General features: G+C 62.0%; 15 protein-coding genes. 7 read left to right on the top strand and 8 right to left on the bottom strand.

Going from position 1 to position 17955, the window contains the following annotated elements; translation table 11 throughout:
- Nucleotides 1–50: 50 nt before the first annotated feature.
- Nucleotides 51–1229, bottom strand: a complete 1179-nt coding sequence (locus tag PYR71_RS09085) for an NAD(P)/FAD-dependent oxidoreductase (protein WP_275619099.1) — start codon at nt 1227–1229, stop codon at nt 51–53.
- On the opposite strand from PYR71_RS09085, the gene mnmC2 reads away from it, so the two are divergent.
- Nucleotides 1228–1956 carry a tRNA (5-methylaminomethyl-2-thiouridine)(34)-methyltransferase MnmC2 gene (mnmC2, locus tag PYR71_RS09080; protein ID WP_275619098.1) on the top strand — a complete coding sequence of 243 codons (729 nt, stop codon included), beginning with the start codon at nt 1228–1230 and terminating at the stop codon, nt 1954–1956. The genes PYR71_RS09085 and mnmC2 overlap by 2 nt on opposite strands.
- Before the next feature lie 26 nt (nt 1957–1982).
- Here the strand turns inward: mnmC2 and PYR71_RS09075 are convergent, their stop codons facing one another.
- Together PYR71_RS09075 and PYR71_RS09070 are read right to left on the bottom strand one after the other, a co-directional pair.
- Nucleotides 1983–5372 carry a response regulator gene (locus tag PYR71_RS09075; protein WP_275619097.1) on the bottom strand — a complete coding sequence of 1130 codons (3390 nt, stop codon included), beginning with the start codon at nt 5370–5372 and terminating at the stop codon, nt 1983–1985.
- Nucleotides 5373–5501: 129 nt separating this feature from the next.
- Nucleotides 5502–5714: a hypothetical protein gene (locus PYR71_RS09070; RefSeq protein WP_275619096.1), complete on the bottom strand. Its 213-nt coding sequence runs from the start codon at nt 5712–5714 to the stop codon at nt 5502–5504.
- Here PYR71_RS09070 and PYR71_RS09065 point away from each other — a divergent pair.
- The 3 genes from PYR71_RS09065 to PYR71_RS09055 all read left to right on the top strand — a co-directional run bounded on the left by PYR71_RS09065 (nt 5713) and on the right by PYR71_RS09055 (nt 9131).
- Entirely contained in the window at nt 5713–6021 is a 309-nt protein-coding gene (locus PYR71_RS09065; protein WP_275619095.1) for a hypothetical protein, read from the top strand. The genes PYR71_RS09070 and PYR71_RS09065 overlap by 2 nt on opposite strands.
- Nucleotides 6022–6092: 71 nt before the next feature.
- Entirely contained in the window at nt 6093–7208 is a 1116-nt protein-coding gene (locus tag PYR71_RS09060; RefSeq protein ID WP_275619094.1) for a DNA alkylation repair protein, read from the top strand.
- A gap of 246 nt (nt 7209–7454) precedes the next feature.
- On the top strand, nt 7455–9131 hold the full coding sequence (locus PYR71_RS09055; protein ID WP_183913844.1) for a DEAD/DEAH box helicase: 1677 nt from the start codon (nt 7455–7457) through the stop codon (nt 9129–9131).
- Nucleotides 9132–9184: 53 nt separating this feature from the next.
- Here PYR71_RS09055 and PYR71_RS09050 read toward each other — a convergent pair whose 3' ends face one another.
- A complete protein-coding gene (locus PYR71_RS09050; RefSeq protein ID WP_275619093.1) occupies nt 9185–10087 on the bottom strand; it encodes a DMT family transporter in 903 nt (300 codons plus the stop codon).
- A gap of 541 nt (nt 10088–10628) precedes the next feature.
- Between PYR71_RS09050 and PYR71_RS09045 the strand changes: the two genes are divergently transcribed.
- Genes PYR71_RS09045 through PYR71_RS09035 form a run of 3 tightly spaced genes read left to right on the top strand, consistent with a single transcriptional unit; the run spans nt 10629 to nt 13816 of the window.
- Entirely contained in the window at nt 10629–12038 is a 1410-nt protein-coding gene (locus PYR71_RS09045; protein WP_038690624.1) for a circularly permuted type 2 ATP-grasp protein, read from the top strand.
- On the top strand, nt 12038–12979 hold the full coding sequence (locus PYR71_RS09040) for an alpha-E domain-containing protein (protein ID WP_183912235.1): 942 nt from the start codon (nt 12038–12040) through the stop codon (nt 12977–12979). The genes PYR71_RS09045 and PYR71_RS09040 overlap by 1 nt, the downstream gene beginning before the upstream one ends.
- A gap of 12 nt (nt 12980–12991) precedes the next feature.
- Nucleotides 12992–13816 (top strand): transglutaminase family protein, encoded by an 825-nt coding sequence (locus PYR71_RS09035; protein WP_275619092.1) that lies wholly within the window; start codon nt 12992–12994, stop codon nt 13814–13816.
- 118 nt (nt 13817–13934) lie between these two features.
- Here the strand turns inward: PYR71_RS09035 and PYR71_RS09030 are convergent, their stop codons facing one another.
- The 4 genes from PYR71_RS09030 to PYR71_RS09015 form a co-directional block, all read right to left on the bottom strand.
- Nucleotides 13935–14345, bottom strand: coding sequence for a type II toxin-antitoxin system VapC family toxin (locus PYR71_RS09030; RefSeq protein WP_275619091.1), 411 nt, complete (start codon nt 14343–14345; stop codon nt 13935–13937).
- Nucleotides 14342–14584 (bottom strand): type II toxin-antitoxin system Phd/YefM family antitoxin, encoded by a 243-nt coding sequence (locus PYR71_RS09025; RefSeq protein WP_275619090.1) that lies wholly within the window; start codon nt 14582–14584, stop codon nt 14342–14344. Before PYR71_RS09025 ends, PYR71_RS09030 begins: the two co-directional genes overlap by 4 nt.
- 109 nt (nt 14585–14693) lie before the next feature.
- Nucleotides 14694–16433: an L-arabinonate dehydratase gene (araD, locus tag PYR71_RS09020; protein ID WP_275619089.1), complete on the bottom strand. Its 1740-nt coding sequence runs from the start codon at nt 16431–16433 to the stop codon at nt 14694–14696.
- A 60-nt stretch (nt 16434–16493) separates the two neighbouring features.
- The gene (locus PYR71_RS09015) at nt 16494–17927 is read right to left on the bottom strand and encodes an aldehyde dehydrogenase family protein (protein WP_275619088.1); all 1434 of its coding nucleotides are present in this window, start codon (nt 17925–17927) and stop codon (nt 16494–16496) included.
- Between the last annotated feature and the right edge of the window lie 28 nt (nt 17928–17955).

Genomic DNA, 17955 nt, shown 5'->3' with positions numbered 1-17955 from the left:
AGGTGATTTGCATGACAGAATAACGAAACACAGCTGTACCTAACTCACGTTTAACGTGAAGCCGCAGCGATATGGCTTGAAATCGCAAAGCTTTCCGGCAGGAAAAAATCGCAATCTGTATCGCATGCGATACAAACCGCCGCCTCCGCCAGCCGGTGGGCAAGGCCGAAGCTGACCTTGAAACCGCCGGTCAATGCGATGAGCCGCGGGTGGTCGGGATGGCGGCCGATCATCGGATCGCGGTCGATGGCCTTCGGGCGAAGCCCCGCCCAGCGTTCGACGATCGGCGCGTCGCGAAGGATCGGAACGATGGTGCGGGCCGCCTCGATCAGCGCGTCGAGCTGGGCATCGGTGGAAAAGGGATCGTCGAAGCGGTTCTCGCTGGTGCTGCCGATCGCCGCATGCCCGCCTTCATGCGCGACGACATAGAGACCGTCGAGGAAGATCGTCGGCAGTGCCGGATTGATCTCCGCCTTCAAGAGCGCCGCCTGCCCCTTCACCGGCTGGCCGAGCGGCTGTTTCAGCCCAGGCGTCAGATCCTGCAGCAGGGGAAAAGACCGATGGCCGGCGGCCAGGATGCAGCGGCCGAAGCTGACGATTTCACTGCCTATCGCGGCCGTGCCTCGGTCCGGATCGAGATCGGCAACATCGGCGTTTTCCATGATGCGCACATGTTTTGCTTGCTGCAGGAAGGCGATGAGCACTGAGATCAGCGAGCGGGGGGCGACGCGGCCGGCAAGCGTATCATGTACGAAACCGCTTTCGCCGGCAGAGGCCTCGACCCAGCCATCTACATCGGGCCTGTCGAGCACATGCCAGTGGAACCGGCGCTCGCCTGCCCGCCAGTGGCGCTCGGCGTCCTCGGAATGGCCGCGGGCTATACGGTTGAGATGCGGTTTCGGCAGCGGGATCAGCCTTCCGGACCTGTTATAGCAGGCGGAAAGCCCGGTTGCCGCTTCGAGCGCCGCGATTTCGGCTTCGAGCGAGACCAGCGCATCGAACTGGAACTGCTTCTTCTGCGACCAGCGGTCCGGCATATGCGGCATCAGCGCCCCGAGCAGGCCACCGCTCGCACCTCTGCCCAGCCTGCCGGCATCGGCAAGAAGGGCGCTTATGCCGCGCCGCTCGGCATGCACGGCCGCCCAGAGGCCCATGATACCGCCGCCGACGATCAGCAGGTCGCAAGAAGATTGACCGGACGCCGGCACAGGACTATCGGCTTTTTCCATGACAGACGTGAACCCAGATCAGATTGGGGCTGGCGCGCCGCAGCCGCTCGAATGGCGCGACGGCGATATGCCCTATTCCACCGCCTTTGGCGATCATTTTTATTGCCAGACGGACGGACGGCTGGAATGCGGCCACGTCTTCCTCACCGGCAACGGCCTGCCGAAGCGCTGGAGCGGGCGGCACACATTCGTGATCGGCGAACTCGGCTTCGGCACCGGCCTGAACTTCGCCGAGACCTGGCGGCAATGGAAGCGGCATCGCGCCGCCGGCCAGCATCTGCATTTCATCTCCTTCGAACTCCATCCGATGCGCGGCGAAGAAATCGGCCGAGCGCTCTCGCACTGGCCCGAGATCGATGCCGAGCGTGACGCGCTGACAGCGGCCTGGCCGCAAACGCCTGATGGGACCGTCTCGCTCGACCTCGACGATCAGACGAGGCTCAGCGTCGTCTGCGGCCCGGCCCTCGACGGCGTCAAGACGGCGAAGCCGGGCTTAGACGCCTGGTATCTCGACGGCTTCGCCCCGTCGCGCAACGGCGACATGTGGTCGGAGGAACTGATGCGTGAGGTCTGCGAAAAAACCATCGCCGGCGGCACCTTCGCCACTTATGCCGCGGCCGGCTTCGTGCGCCGTAATCTCATCGCCGCCGGCTTTGCCGTGGAACGCCGCAAGGGGTTCGCCGGCAAGCGCGAAATGCTCTGCGGCGTCAAGGCGCCTTCCAGCTAAAGATTGTCGGCATTCGTCGGTTCGGATCAGTAACTCGTACGTCCCGGTTGCTGGTCGTCCTTGCCGAGCCACTGCCGGATCTTTTCTTCCAGCAGCTCCGGGCTGATCGGCTTCGACATGTAATCGTCCATGCCGGCGTCGAGGCAAGCCTCCCGGTCGCTTTCCAGCGCATGGGCAGTGACGCCGATGATCGGCACCCGCTGGCCCTGCCCCTTTTCCTGTTCGCGGATCGTCCGGGTCGCCTCATGGCCGTTCATGACGGGCATCGAGACATCCATCATGATGATGCGTGGCGTGTGGCTCTCCCAGGCCGCGACTGCCTCCTGCCCGTTATTGACAACAAGAAAGGAAAGCCCCGTTCCCTGCAGGATCTGGGTGAAGACGATCTGATTGACCTCGTTGTCTTCGGCGACGAGCACGTCGATAAATTCAGCTGCCCGCTTCTGCGGCGCAGGCGCCGGTGCCGGCACGGCCGTTTCGGCCCGCAACCGGGTGATTTCGGCCTGCGAAGCCTGCTTCACGCGCCGGGCGCGAACCACCTCGACGACGGTGTTACGCAGCACGTTGGCGCGCGCCGGCTTCATCAGATGCGCCTGGCCGTTCAGCGCCGCGAACTCCTTTTCCGTGCCTGAGATATCCATCGACGTCAGGAAGATGATCGGCAGCTCGACAAAGCGGGGATCGGCGCGCAGCCGGCGGGCGACATTGGCGCCGTTCATGTCCGGCATGTGATAGTCGAGTATGACGGCATCGACGGTAACACCGAGATCGGCCGCCGCCTCCAGGATAGCAAGACCGGTGCCGCCGCCTTCGGCAGCAACGCCGTCGAAGCCCCAGAGCGAAAGCTGCTCGGTGAGGATGCGCCGGTTGACCTCATTGTCGTCGATGACGAGGATGCGCGCGCCCTGCACGTTGATCGGCAGCGGCTTCGGCTCGAGGTGGGCGGCCGCCACCGCAAAGGGCAGTTTGACGGTGAAGACCGAGCCCTTGCCCCATTGGCTCTCGACCTTGATATATCCGCCAAAGAGGTCGACGAGCCCGGCCGTGATCGCAAGTCCGAGGCCTGTTCCCTCATGCCGGCGGGTCGAGGAGGCGTCGACCTGCGAGAACTTGTCGAACACCGATTCCAGCTTTTCCTGAGGAATACCGATACCCGTATCCTCGATCCGGATATTCGCCATGATCTCGCCGCCGGCGACGGTCTCGAAGCCGACATCGACGAAGACATGGCCGCGCTCGGTGAACTTGACGGCATTGCCGACGAGATTGGTGACGATCTGGCGGAAGCGGCCGGCGTCGCCGATCACGGCGGCGGGCAGATCGGGTGCGGCCCGCACCAGCAGCTCGATGTTCTTCTCGGCGGCATACGAGGAGAGAAGCGTCGCCACGTCCTCCACCGCTTCCGTAATATCGAAAGCCGCTTTGCGCAGCGTCATCTGTCCGGCATCGATCTTCGAGAAATCGAGAATGTCGTTGATGATCGTCAGCAGCGCATTGCCCGACTTGACGATGATGTCGATGAAGGTTTTCTGGCGCGTATCGAGATTGGTCTTGGCCAGCAGCTCTGCCATGCCGAGCACGCCGTTCATCGGCGTGCGGATCTCATGGCTCATATTGGCGAGGAATTCGGATTTAGCGCGGTCGGCAGCTTCGGCGCGCGACAGCAGCTCACGCAATTCCTCCTCACGGCTCTTGAGCTCGGTGACATCGGTAAACAGCGCCACCCAATGCTGCCCGGTGCTGACCGTCGCATCCATATTCACCCAGCGCTCGCCGGCGACATGGAAGACGGTGGAGATCGGTTGCCTGGCCGCGATATTGGCGCGCCACTCCTGCAGGATTTCGGCCGCCGCATCGTGAAAATCGCCACGCGCCGCGCAAAATTCGAACATGCCGAGCCAGCCCTGGCCGGCCGCGATATAATGCGCTGGGATCTGCAGGATATCGGCCATCGCCTCGTTGGACATCCTGATGATGCCGTCCTGGACGATCGCAAGCCCTTGCGACATGGCGTGCGTGGCATCGCGCATCATTTCGCCGACCCGCTCGAGCGCGGCGCGGGTCTCGTGAATTTCCTTCTCCCGCTCGCGCACCGCCGAAATATCGGCATAGGTCAGCAGGATGCGGTCGTTGGAAATGCGCCGGCTGTCGAAGATAACGGATTTGCCGCCCGCCCAGCCGACCTCGATCGGCTCCGGCTCCTCGGCTTCGAACAAGTGCTTGCGAAAGGCGTAGAGCTCTTCCGGTGTTCGCGTCCCGTCGTAGCGCCCGAGTTCGTAGTTCCGGCGAATGACATCGATGAAGGGGCGCCCGTCGAAACGATCCTCGCGCGGCAGCTCCCAGATGCTGTAGAATTCGTCGTTGACATAGAGAATCCGATGGTCGTTATCGAGGATCAGCACGCCGATCGGCAGCGAACGCAGGATGCTCTCGATATCCCGATGCAGCACTTCTTCCTGCTTGCGCGAGGCGATCAGCGCCTTCTCGCGCTCCTTGAGCGGCGAGATGTCGGAAAAGGAGCCGACGACATAGGTTCGTCCATCCGCGGTGATGACGCGGTTGACGCGCGAGATGACGGGATAGACGTGGCCGCCCTTGCTCGGCATCTCGCTCTCGAGCTCCACCGAAATGCCATCCCTGAGCGCCAGCAGGTTTTCCTGGTAGATCGGCTCAGCACCTTCCGGCTCGAACATCTCGTGTTCGGTCATTCCCAGATACTCGGAGCGGGCGCGGCCGCTGAAGGTCTCGTAGTATTTGTTGGCATAGATCAGGCGATGCTTGTCGTCGCGTACGAAAACGGCAACCGGTAGATCTTCCAGCACTGTGCGCAGCGCGTCGAGTTCGCTGACGCTGTCACCCCAGGCCGAATCGCCGGCGGGCGCAGGAGGTGCGCCCTTGCGATGAGCGGCGTTGACAACCAGCGGGCGGCCGTCTGCGGCGAAGATGCCGATCGGGTAATCGAGCTTTTCCAGCGCCTCGCGCACCTGGGCGAAATCCGCGGCGACTCCAGAATCGTTTACAGTCCGAGAGCTCCCGCCGTTAGCCCTGTTACCAGTGGCGCGGCGCTCACCGGGTTCGAACATGCCGAGCACATAGATCCGGTCCGGCGACGGCGAGAAGCTTTCGATCTGAATGCGCTCATGGGTAAGGTTCGCCGCGTCGAAGCAGATGGCGTTCTCCTCGGTGCCGAACACAAGTGCGAGGCGTTCCTTGTCCTCGCGGTGCTCTTCTTCAGGGCGATCGAAGAGTTCGCGGCTTCGCCTGCCGATGAAATCGGAAATCTCTCGGCCGAGGAATTTCGCATAAGCCTCGTTGACGGCGACATAGCGCAACTCGCTGTTCTTGACATAGGCCGGGGTATCCAGATCAGCGATCCGGCGGCAAGCCAACTCCAATATGTCCCCGGCTGATTTCAAGAAATTGTCGCTCCCGCAATAAATGAAATATCAACGACAAAGACTATAACGCCAAGGCTTTTAACAAGGTTTTAACCATAAATTTGCAAAGCGCAATTTTGCGAACCAGCTCACCTATCTTGAGACAGCTCATATGGGCAGCCCTGCTCCAGGCGGCTGAAAGGGCTCCACCAGCAAGCTGCGATCCTGCAACCCCGGATCGTTTCCTGCCACGTCCGCTCCATTGAAATCATGACGAAAATTTAATCCTCGAAGCGCTTGCGCGGCCATCGCTCCGCCGCGATCCGGGCAGAGTCTTGAATTGGCTTTATGGAAGCCAGTCCAAATTGAGGAAAATACCATGTCCGTTCTTCATAAGACCATGGCGACGGGCCTGACCGCGCTGATCCTTGCCGGCGCCTCGCTCGCTACCGCCACCACTGCCGATGCCCGCCCGCGCGATGCCTTCTGGGGCAGCCTTGCCGTCGGGGTCGTCGGCGGCGCTCTCCTGTCGGAGGCCGCCCGCCCCGCCTATCCGGTCTATCCGACCTACCCTGTTTATCGGCCCTATCCCGTCTACCGGACCTATTACCGGCCGCACTATTGTCATATCGAATGGCGGCACGATCGCTGGGGCGAGCCTTATCGCGTCAAAGTTTGCCCTGAATAGAGCCCCCGCATCCGGCGCCGCTTGACCTCCCGGCGGCGTCGGTCCAAACCTCCCGCAGAGGGAGGATCAGAATGCCGGAACCGCTCAAGAACCTGCTGCATGACGCGTTGATTGGCGATATGGCCGATCGCCTCGCCGCCAACGCGCCCTCCTTCGAGAAGGCCCGGTTCGTGAAGCTCGCGACCGACGGCCTCGTGGCGCTGGAGCTGATGGAACGCTCGGCGCTGATCCGCGACGCGCTTTTCGCCACGCTTCCCGAGGATTTTCCTGAAGCAGCCGCCATCCTGAAGGCAAGCCTGCCTGCGTCAGGCAGGCCCGGTCTGACCGGCTGGATGCTGCTGCCGGTCAACCAGTTCATTGCCGCCCGCGGCCCCGATCATTTCGAACTCAGCCTCGATCTCCTCAAGGCGCTGACACCGCATTTCACCGCCGAATACGGTATCCGTCCCTTCATCCATCGCGACCAGCAGCGGGCGCTTGCCATCATCTCCGGCTGGATCGGCGATCCCGACCAGCATGTGCGCCGGCTGGCGAGTGAGGGAACGCGGCCGCGCCTGCCCTGGGCCATGCGCCTGCCGGAGCTCATCAAGGACCCGGCGCCGATCCTGCCGATCCTGACCGCCCTGATGGATGATCCGGAGGATTATGTCCGCCGCTCGGTCGCCAACAGCCTCAACGATATCGCCAAGGATCATCAAGATCTGGTCGCCGCCTTCATTGCCTGCCATATTAAGGGTGCCTCTTCCGAGCGGCGCCGCCTGCTGAAGCACGCTTCGCGCACGCTCCTGAAGAAGGGCCATACGCAGGCGCTCGCCAATTTCGGGTTCGCCGCTGCCGCGTCGCTCCAATGCGAACTGCGCCTGGTTAAAGGGGAGGTGATGTTCGGCGAAGGGTTGGATTTCGCAATCCGAGTGACCAATGGCAGCAAGGCCGCGCAATCGGTGATGATTGACTACGCCATTCACCATGTGAAGGCTGATGGCTCGCTGTCGCCGAAAGTCTTCAAGTGCAAGACGATCATGCTTGCGCCCTGGCAGAGCCAGGCGATCGAGCGCTGCCACGCCATGCGGCCGATCACGACGCGACGCTATTATCCCGGGCAGCATCGCATCGCCATCCTTGTCAACGGTGCGGAAAGCGCGTCGGAAAGCTTCATCCTGAAAATGCCGTCGTCCAACCCGGGCTAAGGCTTTTTGTGCACCGCACTTGACTTTCCACGCGAAATAGCCCAAATGCGGCTCAGCTTTCACCCTTCCGGCCGCCGCGTGAGCGTGCCCCTGCTCAAAAATACGAAACGCAGGAAGAAGGGACAAAAGCGCATTTCGATAGAGCGCCGCACTCCCAAGAGCGGCCAGAAGCGCTGGAAAGCTTTTTCCAACTCACAAGTTCCCACTTCACGCGGGGTTCTTGACGCCAGAATGAAACCGGATCGCATGGTGCGTTCCGGCCATAGTCATTGTGGCGCCCCGAAAGGTTATGCCTTGACTAATTTTGAATCGCTTGGTGTCTCCAAGCCGATCGTCGCCACCTTGTTCCAGCTCGGCATCGAAACGCCGACGCCGATCCAGGAACAGGCCATCCCCCTCCTCCTCCAGGGCCGAGACCTGATTGGCCTTGCCCAGACCGGCACCGGCAAGACCGCCGCCTTCGGCCTGCCGCTCATCGAAAAGCTGCTTGCCGACGAGCGCCGCCCTGACAACCGCACGACGCGGACGCTGATCCTGGCGCCGACCCGCGAACTGGTGAACCAGATCGCCGACAATCTGAAGAAGTTCATCCGCAAGTCGCACCTGCGCGTCAACGTCGTCGTCGGTGGGGTCTCGATCAACAAGCAGCAGCTGCAGCTCGAAAAGGGCACCGATGTCCTGGTCGCAACGCCCGGCCGCCTGCTCGATCTCGTCAATCGCCGCGCCATCACCCTGACCACAGTGCGTTATCTCGTGCTTGATGAGGCCGACCAGATGCTCGACCTCGGCTTCGTGCACGATCTGCGCAAGATCGCCAAGCTGGTGCCGAAGAAGCGCCAGACCATGCTGTTTTCGGCCACCATGCCGAAGACGATCGCCGATCTCGCCGGGGAATATCTCGTCGATCCCGTCAAGGTCGAAGTCACGCCTCCGGGCAAGGCTGCCGACAAGGTCGAGCAGTATGTCCATTTCGTCGCCGGCAAGAACGACAAGACGGAACTGCTGCGCAAGTCGCTGACCGAAAATCCCGACGGCCGCGCCATCGTCTTCCTGCGCACCAAGCACGGTGCGGAGAAGCTGATGAAGCACCTCGACAATATCGGCTATTCCGTCGCCTCGATCCACGGCAACAAGAGCCAGGGCCAGCGCGAGCGGGCGCTGAAGGCCTTCCGTGACGGCAGCATCAAGACGCTGATCGCCACCGACGTTGCCGCCCGCGGAATCGACATCCCTGCCGTCAGCCACGTCTACAACTACGACCTCCCGGAAGTGCCCGACGCCTATGTCCATCGCATTGGCCGCACGGCGCGCGCCGGCCGCGACGGCATCGCGATTGCCTTCTGCGCCCCCGACGAAGCCAAGCTGCTGCGTGACATCGAGCGCCTGATGGGCATCGACATCGCAGTCGCAAGCGGCGAACCGCCGGCCAATATCGGCAATAGCGGCCCCCGCCGCGGCAACGGAAATGGCAACAACCGCAACCGCGGTGGCGGCCAAGGTCGCGAAGGTCAAGGTCGCGGCGAAGGCCGTGGCGATGCGAACCGTTCGGAGCATCGCGGCAGCCGTCAGGAACGCCGCCCGCGTCCCGAACGCACAAGCCGCAACGAGGATTTCCGCGGCCAGCGCCGCGGCGAAGCGACCCCGGATCTCGGCCCCGACAATGATCTAGTCTCGACCTCCGACTTCCGCCCTTCGGCAAAGCCGCAGCGTCCCGCACATCAAGGCGCTCACGCCAATGGCGAACCGAGTGGACATCACCGCGGCAATAACCGTCACGCGCACGGTCGCCCGGCCCGAAAGCACGGCGAAGACCGCGGCCAGCACCAGGCCCAGGGCGGCGAACCGCGCCGCGAGGGCAATGGCGGCAATCGCCGCGGCGGCTCCGGCTCGCGCAACGGCGGCCAGCGCCGCGAACGCGCCTGATCAGCGGTTGATTGAAAGTGCAAAGGCCGGGGTATTCTCCGGCCTTTTGCTATTTATGCTTCCGCGGCTTTGCGGCGTTCGACCACCTTGCGGTTGGTCAGATAGACGCCGACGACCACGATCACTGTGCCGAGAATCAACGGCACGGTCAGCGGTTCCCCGAAGGCGATGAAGGCTTCGAACGCGACGGCTGGCGGCATCAGATAGATCAGCGAGGCGGCGCGAGAGACCTGTCCCCGGCGGATCAGATAAAGCAGCAGCCCGACGCCGCCCATCGACAGTCCGAAGACCGACCAGATCAGCGCGGCAAAGGCCTGCGGGGTGCCGTCGAATTGCTGATGCTCGAAGATCAGCGAGAGCGGCAGGGTGAGAATCAGTGCCCCGACATATTGCAGCGTCGCAATCGACCTGAGGTCGCCGGATTGCAAGTGCTTCTTCTGGTAAAGCGTGCCGTAGGTGACGGCCCCCATGGCGATGAGGTTGATCGCCAGCGGCAGGGCCGCATGCGTGAGATCGGCGGTCGCCGGATCGAGGAGTTTCGGCGAAATGGCAATGGCAATGCCGATGAAGCCGAAGACAAGGCCGAGCTTCTGCGCCTGTTGCAACCGCTCGCCGACGAGAAACGGAGCCGCCATCGCCGTCAACAACGGCTGCAGCGCCGCGATGATGCCCGATATGCCGGCCGGCACGCCATTGGCGATCGCCCACCACAGGCCGGCGAGATAAAACCCGTGCAGGAAGAAACCGGAATAAACAGCCCGCAGCGCCGTCGCCCGGCTTTTCGGCCATTGCGCCCCGGTCGCCACGCAAAAGGCGAGGAACGCCAAGGCCGACAGCGCGTAACGTATCGAAAGGAAGGTAAAAGGCTCGGAATGCAGCGCCGCATATTTCGCCACCACCCAGCCAGTGGACCAGAGCAGGACGAAGACGGCGGGGGCGAAGCGGTCGAGGGACATGGGGCTGCTCAGCGGAAAGGAGTTCGCCGTGCTGATAGCTGCACCCAAGGGCCGCGATCAAAGGCGAAGCGTTGATGCTTATTTGAAATTTCGTTGATGGTTGGACAATTCAATGTGACCAAAGAGTCATGTCGGAAGCTCGCCAGTATGTTCCCGCAGTGAGGATTCTTCGGCGCTTCCCCGCACTCTACCTCATTCCGGTGCTCGTCACAGGAATCCAGTGAGCCCAAGTCCTTTGGCGCGATAGACCCTCTTCACTTTAGAAGTCATTCACGGCGCGGACGCGTGTAGCTGGATTCCCGTGACAAGCACAGGATGAGGGAGCGTGTCGGAAGTCCATGCCCCAAATATCCGCCGAGCGAAAAACCACCACTTGCCCAAATTTTGCGCAATCTTTGCGAAACCCCATTTGCTGCATCACCTCAAATGGCCGGAATTCTGCCTCTTTCCCGCAACGCAAAATCTTTTCCACGAACTGCGCATGGTTCTTGCATTGCAATTTGCGTTGTATTCAAATGAACAAAAAAGGGGAGCCGCACCTTTGGCATTTGACGAAATGATTACCGGGGACGAAAGTCCTCGCCCGCCTTATGAAAAATATTTTGAGTGGTACAATAGCCAAGACCGGTCGCATCTGATTGCCAAGTCCCGCGATGCGGAAAACATCTTCCGGAAGACCGGCATCACCTTCGCGGTCTATGGCCATGCCGACAGTTCCGAAAAGCTCATTCCCTTCGATATCATTCCCCGCATCATCTCCGCCCGCGAATGGCGCAAGCTTGCCCAAGGCATCGAACAACGGGTGATCGCGCTCAACGCCTTTCTCGACGATATCTACCATAAGCAGGAGATCATCCGTGCCGGCCGCGTTCCGCGCGAGTTGATCGAGCACAATGTCGCCTTTCTGTCCGAGATGATCGGCTTCCGCCCGCCCGGCGGCGTCTACACCCATATCGTCGGCACTGACATCGTGCGCACCGGCGAGGATCAGTTCTACGTGCTGGAGGATAATGCCCGCACGCCTTCCGGCGTCAGCTACATGCTGGAAAATCGGGAAACCATGATGCAGATGTTCCCGGAACTCTTCCATGAGAACAAGGTGCAGCGCGTCGAAGACTATCCCTATCTGCTGCGCCAGAGTCTTGCTTCGCTTGCGCCTCCCGGCTGCACCGGCAAGCCGCGCGTCGCGGTGCTGACGCCGGGCATCTATAATTCGGCCTATTACGAGCATTCCTTCCTCGCCGACATGATGGGCGTCGAACTGGTCGAGGGCTCTGATCTGCGCGTCATCGACGGCAAGGTGAAAATGCGCACGACCCGCGGCTACGAGGCGATCGACGTGCTTTACCGCCGAGTCGACGACGACTTCCTCGATCCCCTCACCTTCCGAGCCGATTCTGCGCTCGGCATCCCCGGCATCATGGACGTCTATCGCTCCGGCAACATCACCATTGCCAACGCGCCCGGAACCGGCATTTGCGACGACAAGGCGATCTATTCCTATATGCCGGAGATCGTCGAATTCTACACTGGCAGCAAGGCGCTGCTCGAAAACGTGCCGACCTGGCGCTGCTCGGAAGCATCAAGCCTGAAATACGTGCTGGAGCACCTGGAGGAACTGGTCGTCAAGGAAGTCCACGGCTCCGGCGGCTACGGCATGCTGGTCGGACCGACGGCGTCGAAGAAAGAGCGTGCCGACTTCGCCGAAAAACTGAAAGCCAAGCCGAACAACTACATCGCCCAGCCGACGCTGTCGCTCTCCACCGTGCCGATCCTCGTCAATAAGGGGATTGCGCCGCGCCATGTCGATCTGCGCCCTTATGTGCTCGTGTCGGACAAGGTTCAGATCATACCGGGCGGGCTCACCCGCGTGGCGCTGAAACAGGGCTCGCTCGTGGTCAATTCCAGCCAGGGCGGCGGCACCAAAGACACCTGGGTATTGGAGGACTGATGCTCGGAAGAACTGCAAACGGCCTCTACTGGATGTTCCGTTACATCGAGCGCGCCGAAAATATCGCCCGCCTCGTCGACGCCGGGCTGCGCATGTCGCTGACCCGCAGCAGCGCCGGCGACGACAACTGGGATGGCGTGCTGCAAAGCGCCGGCGTGCGCGAAGCTTATGACGAAGGCCACGCTAAGCTGACGAATGCCGATGCGATCGACTATCTCCTGCGCGATCGCTCTAACCCGTCGAGCGTAATGTCCTGCATCGAGTCCGGCCGCAACAATGCCCGCATGGTACGCACCGCGCTGACGCGGGAGACCTGGGAAGCGACCAACGAATGCTGGATCGACCTGAAGGCGCTGCTTGAAAAGCGTGTGAAGGCCGCCGACCTGCCTGAAGTGATCGACGTCATCAAGCGTCGGGCCGGCCTCATCCGCGGCGCCTTCCACGGCTCGACGCTGCGCAACGAGCTCTATAACTTCGCCCGTATCGGCACCTTCATTGAGCGGGCCGACAATACCAGCCGCATCCTCGACGTGAAATATTACGTGCTGCTGCCCTCGGTCTCGGCGGTCGGCTCCTCGCTGGACAATGTGCAGTGGGAATCGATCCTGCGCTCGGTCTCCGCCCACCGCGCCTATAGCTGGGCCTATGACGGCGAATACCGGGCGATGAACATTGCCGACTTCCTAACGCTGAACGTCCAGATGCCGCGTTCGCTTGCCTATTGCTACGAAAAGATCGTCAGCAATCTGGGCTATCTCGCCCAGGATTACGAGGCGCGGCTACCTGCCCACGACACCGCCGACGCGATCCGCACGACGCTGCAGACCCGTGCGATCCGCGACATCATGGATCAGGGCCTGCACGAATTCCTGGAGGATTTCGTCTCGCGCAACAACCAGCTCGGCGCGGAGATTTCCGACGGCTACCGGTTCTACGTTTAAGCGGATCAGACCATGAGACTGAAGATCAGCCACCTCACAGAATACCGCTACGACGAACCGGCGCACTTCTCGCTGCAACGCCTCAGGCTGACGCCGCCGACAACCGCTGCTCAGAAGGTGCTCGGATGGTCGCTGAACGTCGAGGGCGCCACGCCCGAGGTGGAGTATGACGACCAGTACGGCAACCACGTCAATCTGGTCTCGCTGGAGGGCGTGCAGCATGTGACGCGCATCTTGGCCGAGGGCGAGGTCGAGACGGCGGACAATAACGGCGTCACCGGCCCGCACACCGGCTTCTGCCCGCTTTGGCTCTTCCTGCGCGAGACGCCGCTGACAAGGGGCGGCAAGCTCATCAAGGAACTCGTCAGGAGCGTCGGCGGCGACAACGAGCTTGCCCGCATGCATGCGCTGATGGCGGCAATCCATGAGACGGTCGACTATAAGCCCGGCACCAGCAACGCCGCGACGACGGCCGAACAGGCGCTGGAGAAGAAGAGCGGCGTCTGCCAGGACCACGCGCACATCTTCGTCTCCGCCGCCCGCGCCCTGCAGGTCCCGGCCCGTTACGTCTCCGGCTATCTGATGATGGAGGAGAAGATCGAACAGGCGGCGACTCATGCCTGGGCCGAGGCCCATATTCCCGGCCTCGGCTGGGTCGGCTTCGATCCCGCCAACGAGATCTGCCCGGATGCCCGCTACGTCAGGATCGCCTCCGGCCTCTGCTACCGCGACGCCGCGCCGATCTCCGGCATGCGCATCGGCACGCCGGGCGAAACGCTGTCGGTGACCGTCAAGGTGAAAGATAGTGGGCAGATGCAGAACCAGAGCCAGAGCTGAGCGACATCGGCCAATTGTGAATCTATGCCCCCTGCGGCCCGGCCGGGGAGCCGGCGACTGGCGCATCCGGCATTCCGACACATACTCCGGCGCGTTAAACTCCATACCCAGGCAGCAATCAATCTGCTGCAAAAACCTGGAGGTGGCCACGCCCGCCATAGCCGAGGATCTCTTGATCGGCCGTCATTAACGGTACGCGATGGAAACGGGCTGTAGCGACGATGAGGCGGTCAGCAGGATCGGCATGAAAAGCACCGGGCAACCGAGCGCTATCCACCGCAATCGATGGCTCAATTGGTGCAAGTTCAATTCCCGGCAGAGCCAACGCACTATCGATCCACCGCCCGACATCGTCGCCGAGAGCCAAGCGTCCTTTCTGCACAAGCATCACGATTTCCCAAGGTGTAATAGCCGAAATCAGGATCCGGCTTTTCTCCGTCATCTCGTCGATGATGCGCCGGGCCTGTGAACCGAGACGCGCATCGTCATGCATCGCCCAGATCAGGATATGGGTGTCAATGACAATCAACGGACGGCTTCCCAATCCTCCGGCTCGCCTGCCGGGGATAGCGGATCGTCATAGCGTAGGACGCTGCCCTTCATCGCGCCAATAATGCTTTTCCGCTCGTTTGCCTCGCGTGCCGGTGAGAGCACCGCAACAGGCCTGCCGCGCTTGGTGATCACGATGGTTTCGTCATCGCTCTGCATCTGATCGATAAGGTTCAGGCATTTCGCCTTGAACTCGGCAGCGCCGACCACCTTCGACATGACCATATCTCCTGTACATATGTACGGAATATAGATATTTTCGGAGCAAGCGCAAAGAAAAAGGCGGGACGAAATGCCCGCCTTTTTCCAGCTTCGAATATATGCCCTGTCAGTGGCTATCCTTGCCGACAGCATTGCCGCGACATCCCTTGAGGAAGTCGAGGTCGGCTCCGGTATCGGCACCTTCGACATGCTGCTGATGCAGGAAGGCATAGCCCGAGGTCGGTAGATCGTGGTTCGGCTGCCATTCGGCAAGCCGCCGCGCCAGCTCCTCGTCGGAAATGTCGAGATGCAGACGTCGGTTGGGCACGTCGAGCTCGATCATATCGCCGGTCTTGACGACCGCGAGCGGGCCGCCGACGGCGGCTTCCGGAGAGGTGTGCAGAACAACTGTGCCGTAGGCCGTTCCGGACATGCGGGCATCGGAGATGCGCACCATGTCGAGGATGCCCTTCTTGAGCACCTTGGGCGGCAGTCCCATGTTGCCGACTTCGGCCATGCCGGGGTAGCCCTTCGGTCCGCAATTCTTCATGACCATGACGCAGGTCTCGTCGATGTCGAGGCTGTCGTCGTTGATCTTGGCCTTGTAATCGTCGATATCCTCGAACACGACCGCCCTGCCCTTATGGACCAGGAGATGCGGCGAGGCGGCTGAAGGCTTCAACACGGCGCCCTTCGGCGCGAGATTGCCGCGCAGAACGACGATGCCGCCCGACGAGGTCAGCGCTTTTTCGGCCGGCAGAATGACGTCTTCGTTCCAGTTGACGACGTCCTTGACCTCGTCCCAGACGGTTTCGCCGGAGACCGTCAGTGCGTCCTTGTGCAGCAGGCCGGCCTCACCGAGGCGCTTCAGCACGACAGGCAGGCCGCCGGCATAGAAAAACTCCTCCATCAGGTATTTGCCCGACGGCATCAGGTTGACGATGGTCGGCACGTCGCGGCCGCAGCGGTCCCAGTCGTCGAGCGACAGATCAATGCCGACGCGGCCGGCGATGGCGAGCAGATGGATGACGGCATTGGTCGATCCGCCAATCGCCGCGTTGGTGCGAATGGCATTTTCAAATGCCTGTTTCGTCATGATATCCGACGGCTTCAGATCATCCTTGACCATCTGCACGATGCGCCGGCCGGTCAGCTGCGCCATCACCTTGCGGCGGGAATCGACACCCGGGATCGCGGCGTTGCCGGAGAGTGCCATGCCGAGCGCCTCGGCCATGGATGCCATGGTGGAAGCGGTGCCCATGGTGTTGCAGGTGCCCGACGAGCGGCTCATCGAGGCTTCCGCCTCGAGGAACTCGGCCTGCGTCATCTCGCCGGCCTTCACCATTTCGGAGAACTTCCACAGATGCGTGCCGGAGCCGACGCGTTCACCGCGGAAATAGCCGTTCAGCATCGGCCCGCCGGTGACGACGATCGACGGCAGATCGCAGGAGGCCGCACCCATCAGAAGCGACGGCGTAGTCTTGTCGCAGCCGACCAGCAGCACGCAGCCATCCATCGGCTGACCGCGGATCGCTTCTTCCACTGCGAGTGCCGCGAGGTTGCGGTACATCATCGCAGTCGGACGGAAGGTGTTTTCCGAAGCCGAGAACACCGGCACCTCGAGCGGGAAACCGCCGGCCTCCCATACGCCCGCCTTCACCTTCTCGGCGAGCTCTCTCAGATGACCGTTGCACGGGGTCATATCCGACCAGGTGTTGAGGATGCCGATCACCGGCCGGCCGTCGAACAGGTCGTGCGGATAACCCTGGTTTTTAAGCCAGCCGCGATGATAGATCACGTCGCGGCTCGTGCCGCCGTACCATTCCTGCGACCTCAGCCTGCGCGGCCATTCCGCTTTCTTTTTCATTTTCTCTGTCCTTCAGTGATTGCCGGGCCGCCTCGTACGGCCCGGGTCAGCGGATATGTCTCAAGCCAGCGTGTAGGCCGTCTTGACCACGGTAAAGAATTCGCTCGCATACTTGCCCTGCTCGCGCGGACCGTAGGACGAACCCTTGCGGCCGCCGAACGGCACATGGAAGTCGACGCCTGCCGTCGGCAGGTTGACCATGACCATGCCGGCCTCGGAATTGCGCTTGAAGTGCGTCGCATGCTTCAGGCTGGTCGTGGCGATGCCGGCCGAAAGCCCGAACGGTGTGTCGTTGGCGATGGCAAGCGCCTCGTCGTAATCCTTCGCACGGATTACCGAAACGACAGGTCCGAAGATCTCTTCGCGCGAAATCCGCATCTGATTGGTCGCTTCGGTAAACAGCGTCGGCTGCAGGTAGAAGCCGGGCGTCTCGCGGGAAATGACTTCGCCGCCGAAGGCGAGCTTGGCGCCTTCCTTTTTGCCGATCTCGATATAGTCGGTATCGGTCTTCAGCTGCCGCTCGTCGACAACGGGGCCGATATGAGTGCCGGCCTTCAAAGCATTGTCGACGACCAGCGTCTTCAGCTTGTCGGTCAGCGCCGCGACGAACTTGTCGTGAATGCCTTCGGTGACGATCAGGCGCGAGGACGCGGTGCAGCGCTGGCCGGTCGAGAAGAAGCCGGAATTGGCGGCAGCTTCGACGGCGACGGAAAGGTCGGCGTCGTCGAGCACCACCATCGGATTCTTGCCGCCCATTTCGAGCTGGAACTTGCGGTTATGCTCGATCGAGGCGGCGGCGACGCGCCGGCCGGTACCTGTGGAGCCGGTGAAGGTGATGCCAGCAACGTCGGGGCTTTCGAGCATGGCCTGACCGACGACCGAGCCCTTGCCCATGACGAGGTTCAACACGCCCTTCGGCAGGCCGGCGCGGTTGAGGATATCGACGATTGCCCAGGAGCAGGCCGGCACCAGTTCGGCCGGCTTGAAGACGATGGTGTTGCCGTAGCAGAGCGCCGGCGCGATCTTCCAGGCGGGGATGGCGATCGGGAAATTCCAGGGCGTGATTATGCCGATGACGCCGAGGGCTTCGCGGGTGATCTCGACGCCGATGTTCGGGCGAACCGATGGGATGACCTCGCCGGCGAGCCGCAGCGCTTCACCTGCGAAGAATTCGAAGATCTGCGAAGCACGGATAACCTCGCCGGTCGCTTCCGGCAGGGTCTTGCCCTCTTCACGGGCGAGCAGCGCGCCGAGCTCGTCCTTGCGCGCCATGATCTCGTCGCCCGTCTTCTTCAGGATGACATGGCGTTCCCAGATGCCCGAGCGCGACCAGGCCGGAAAGGCGGCCTTGGCAGCGGCGATGGCGTTCTTGGTGTCTTCGGCGCTGCCGTCGGCATAGAGACCGACGACTTCGTTGGTGTCCGACGGGTTGATGTTCTTCGTCGCGTTCGTGCCGACCCATTCGCCGGCGATCAGGTTTTGATAAATGGTCATGGGCTCAACAAGCCTCCTTTACCGTTTA

The sequence above is a fragment of the Rhizobium mulingense genome, assembly GCF_029194105.1.
Classification (GTDB): Bacteria; Pseudomonadota; Alphaproteobacteria; order Rhizobiales; family Rhizobiaceae; genus Rhizobium; species Rhizobium mulingense.
The sequence above is the reverse complement of the archived record's forward strand: the minus strand, read 5'-3'. Positions and strand labels throughout refer to the sequence as shown.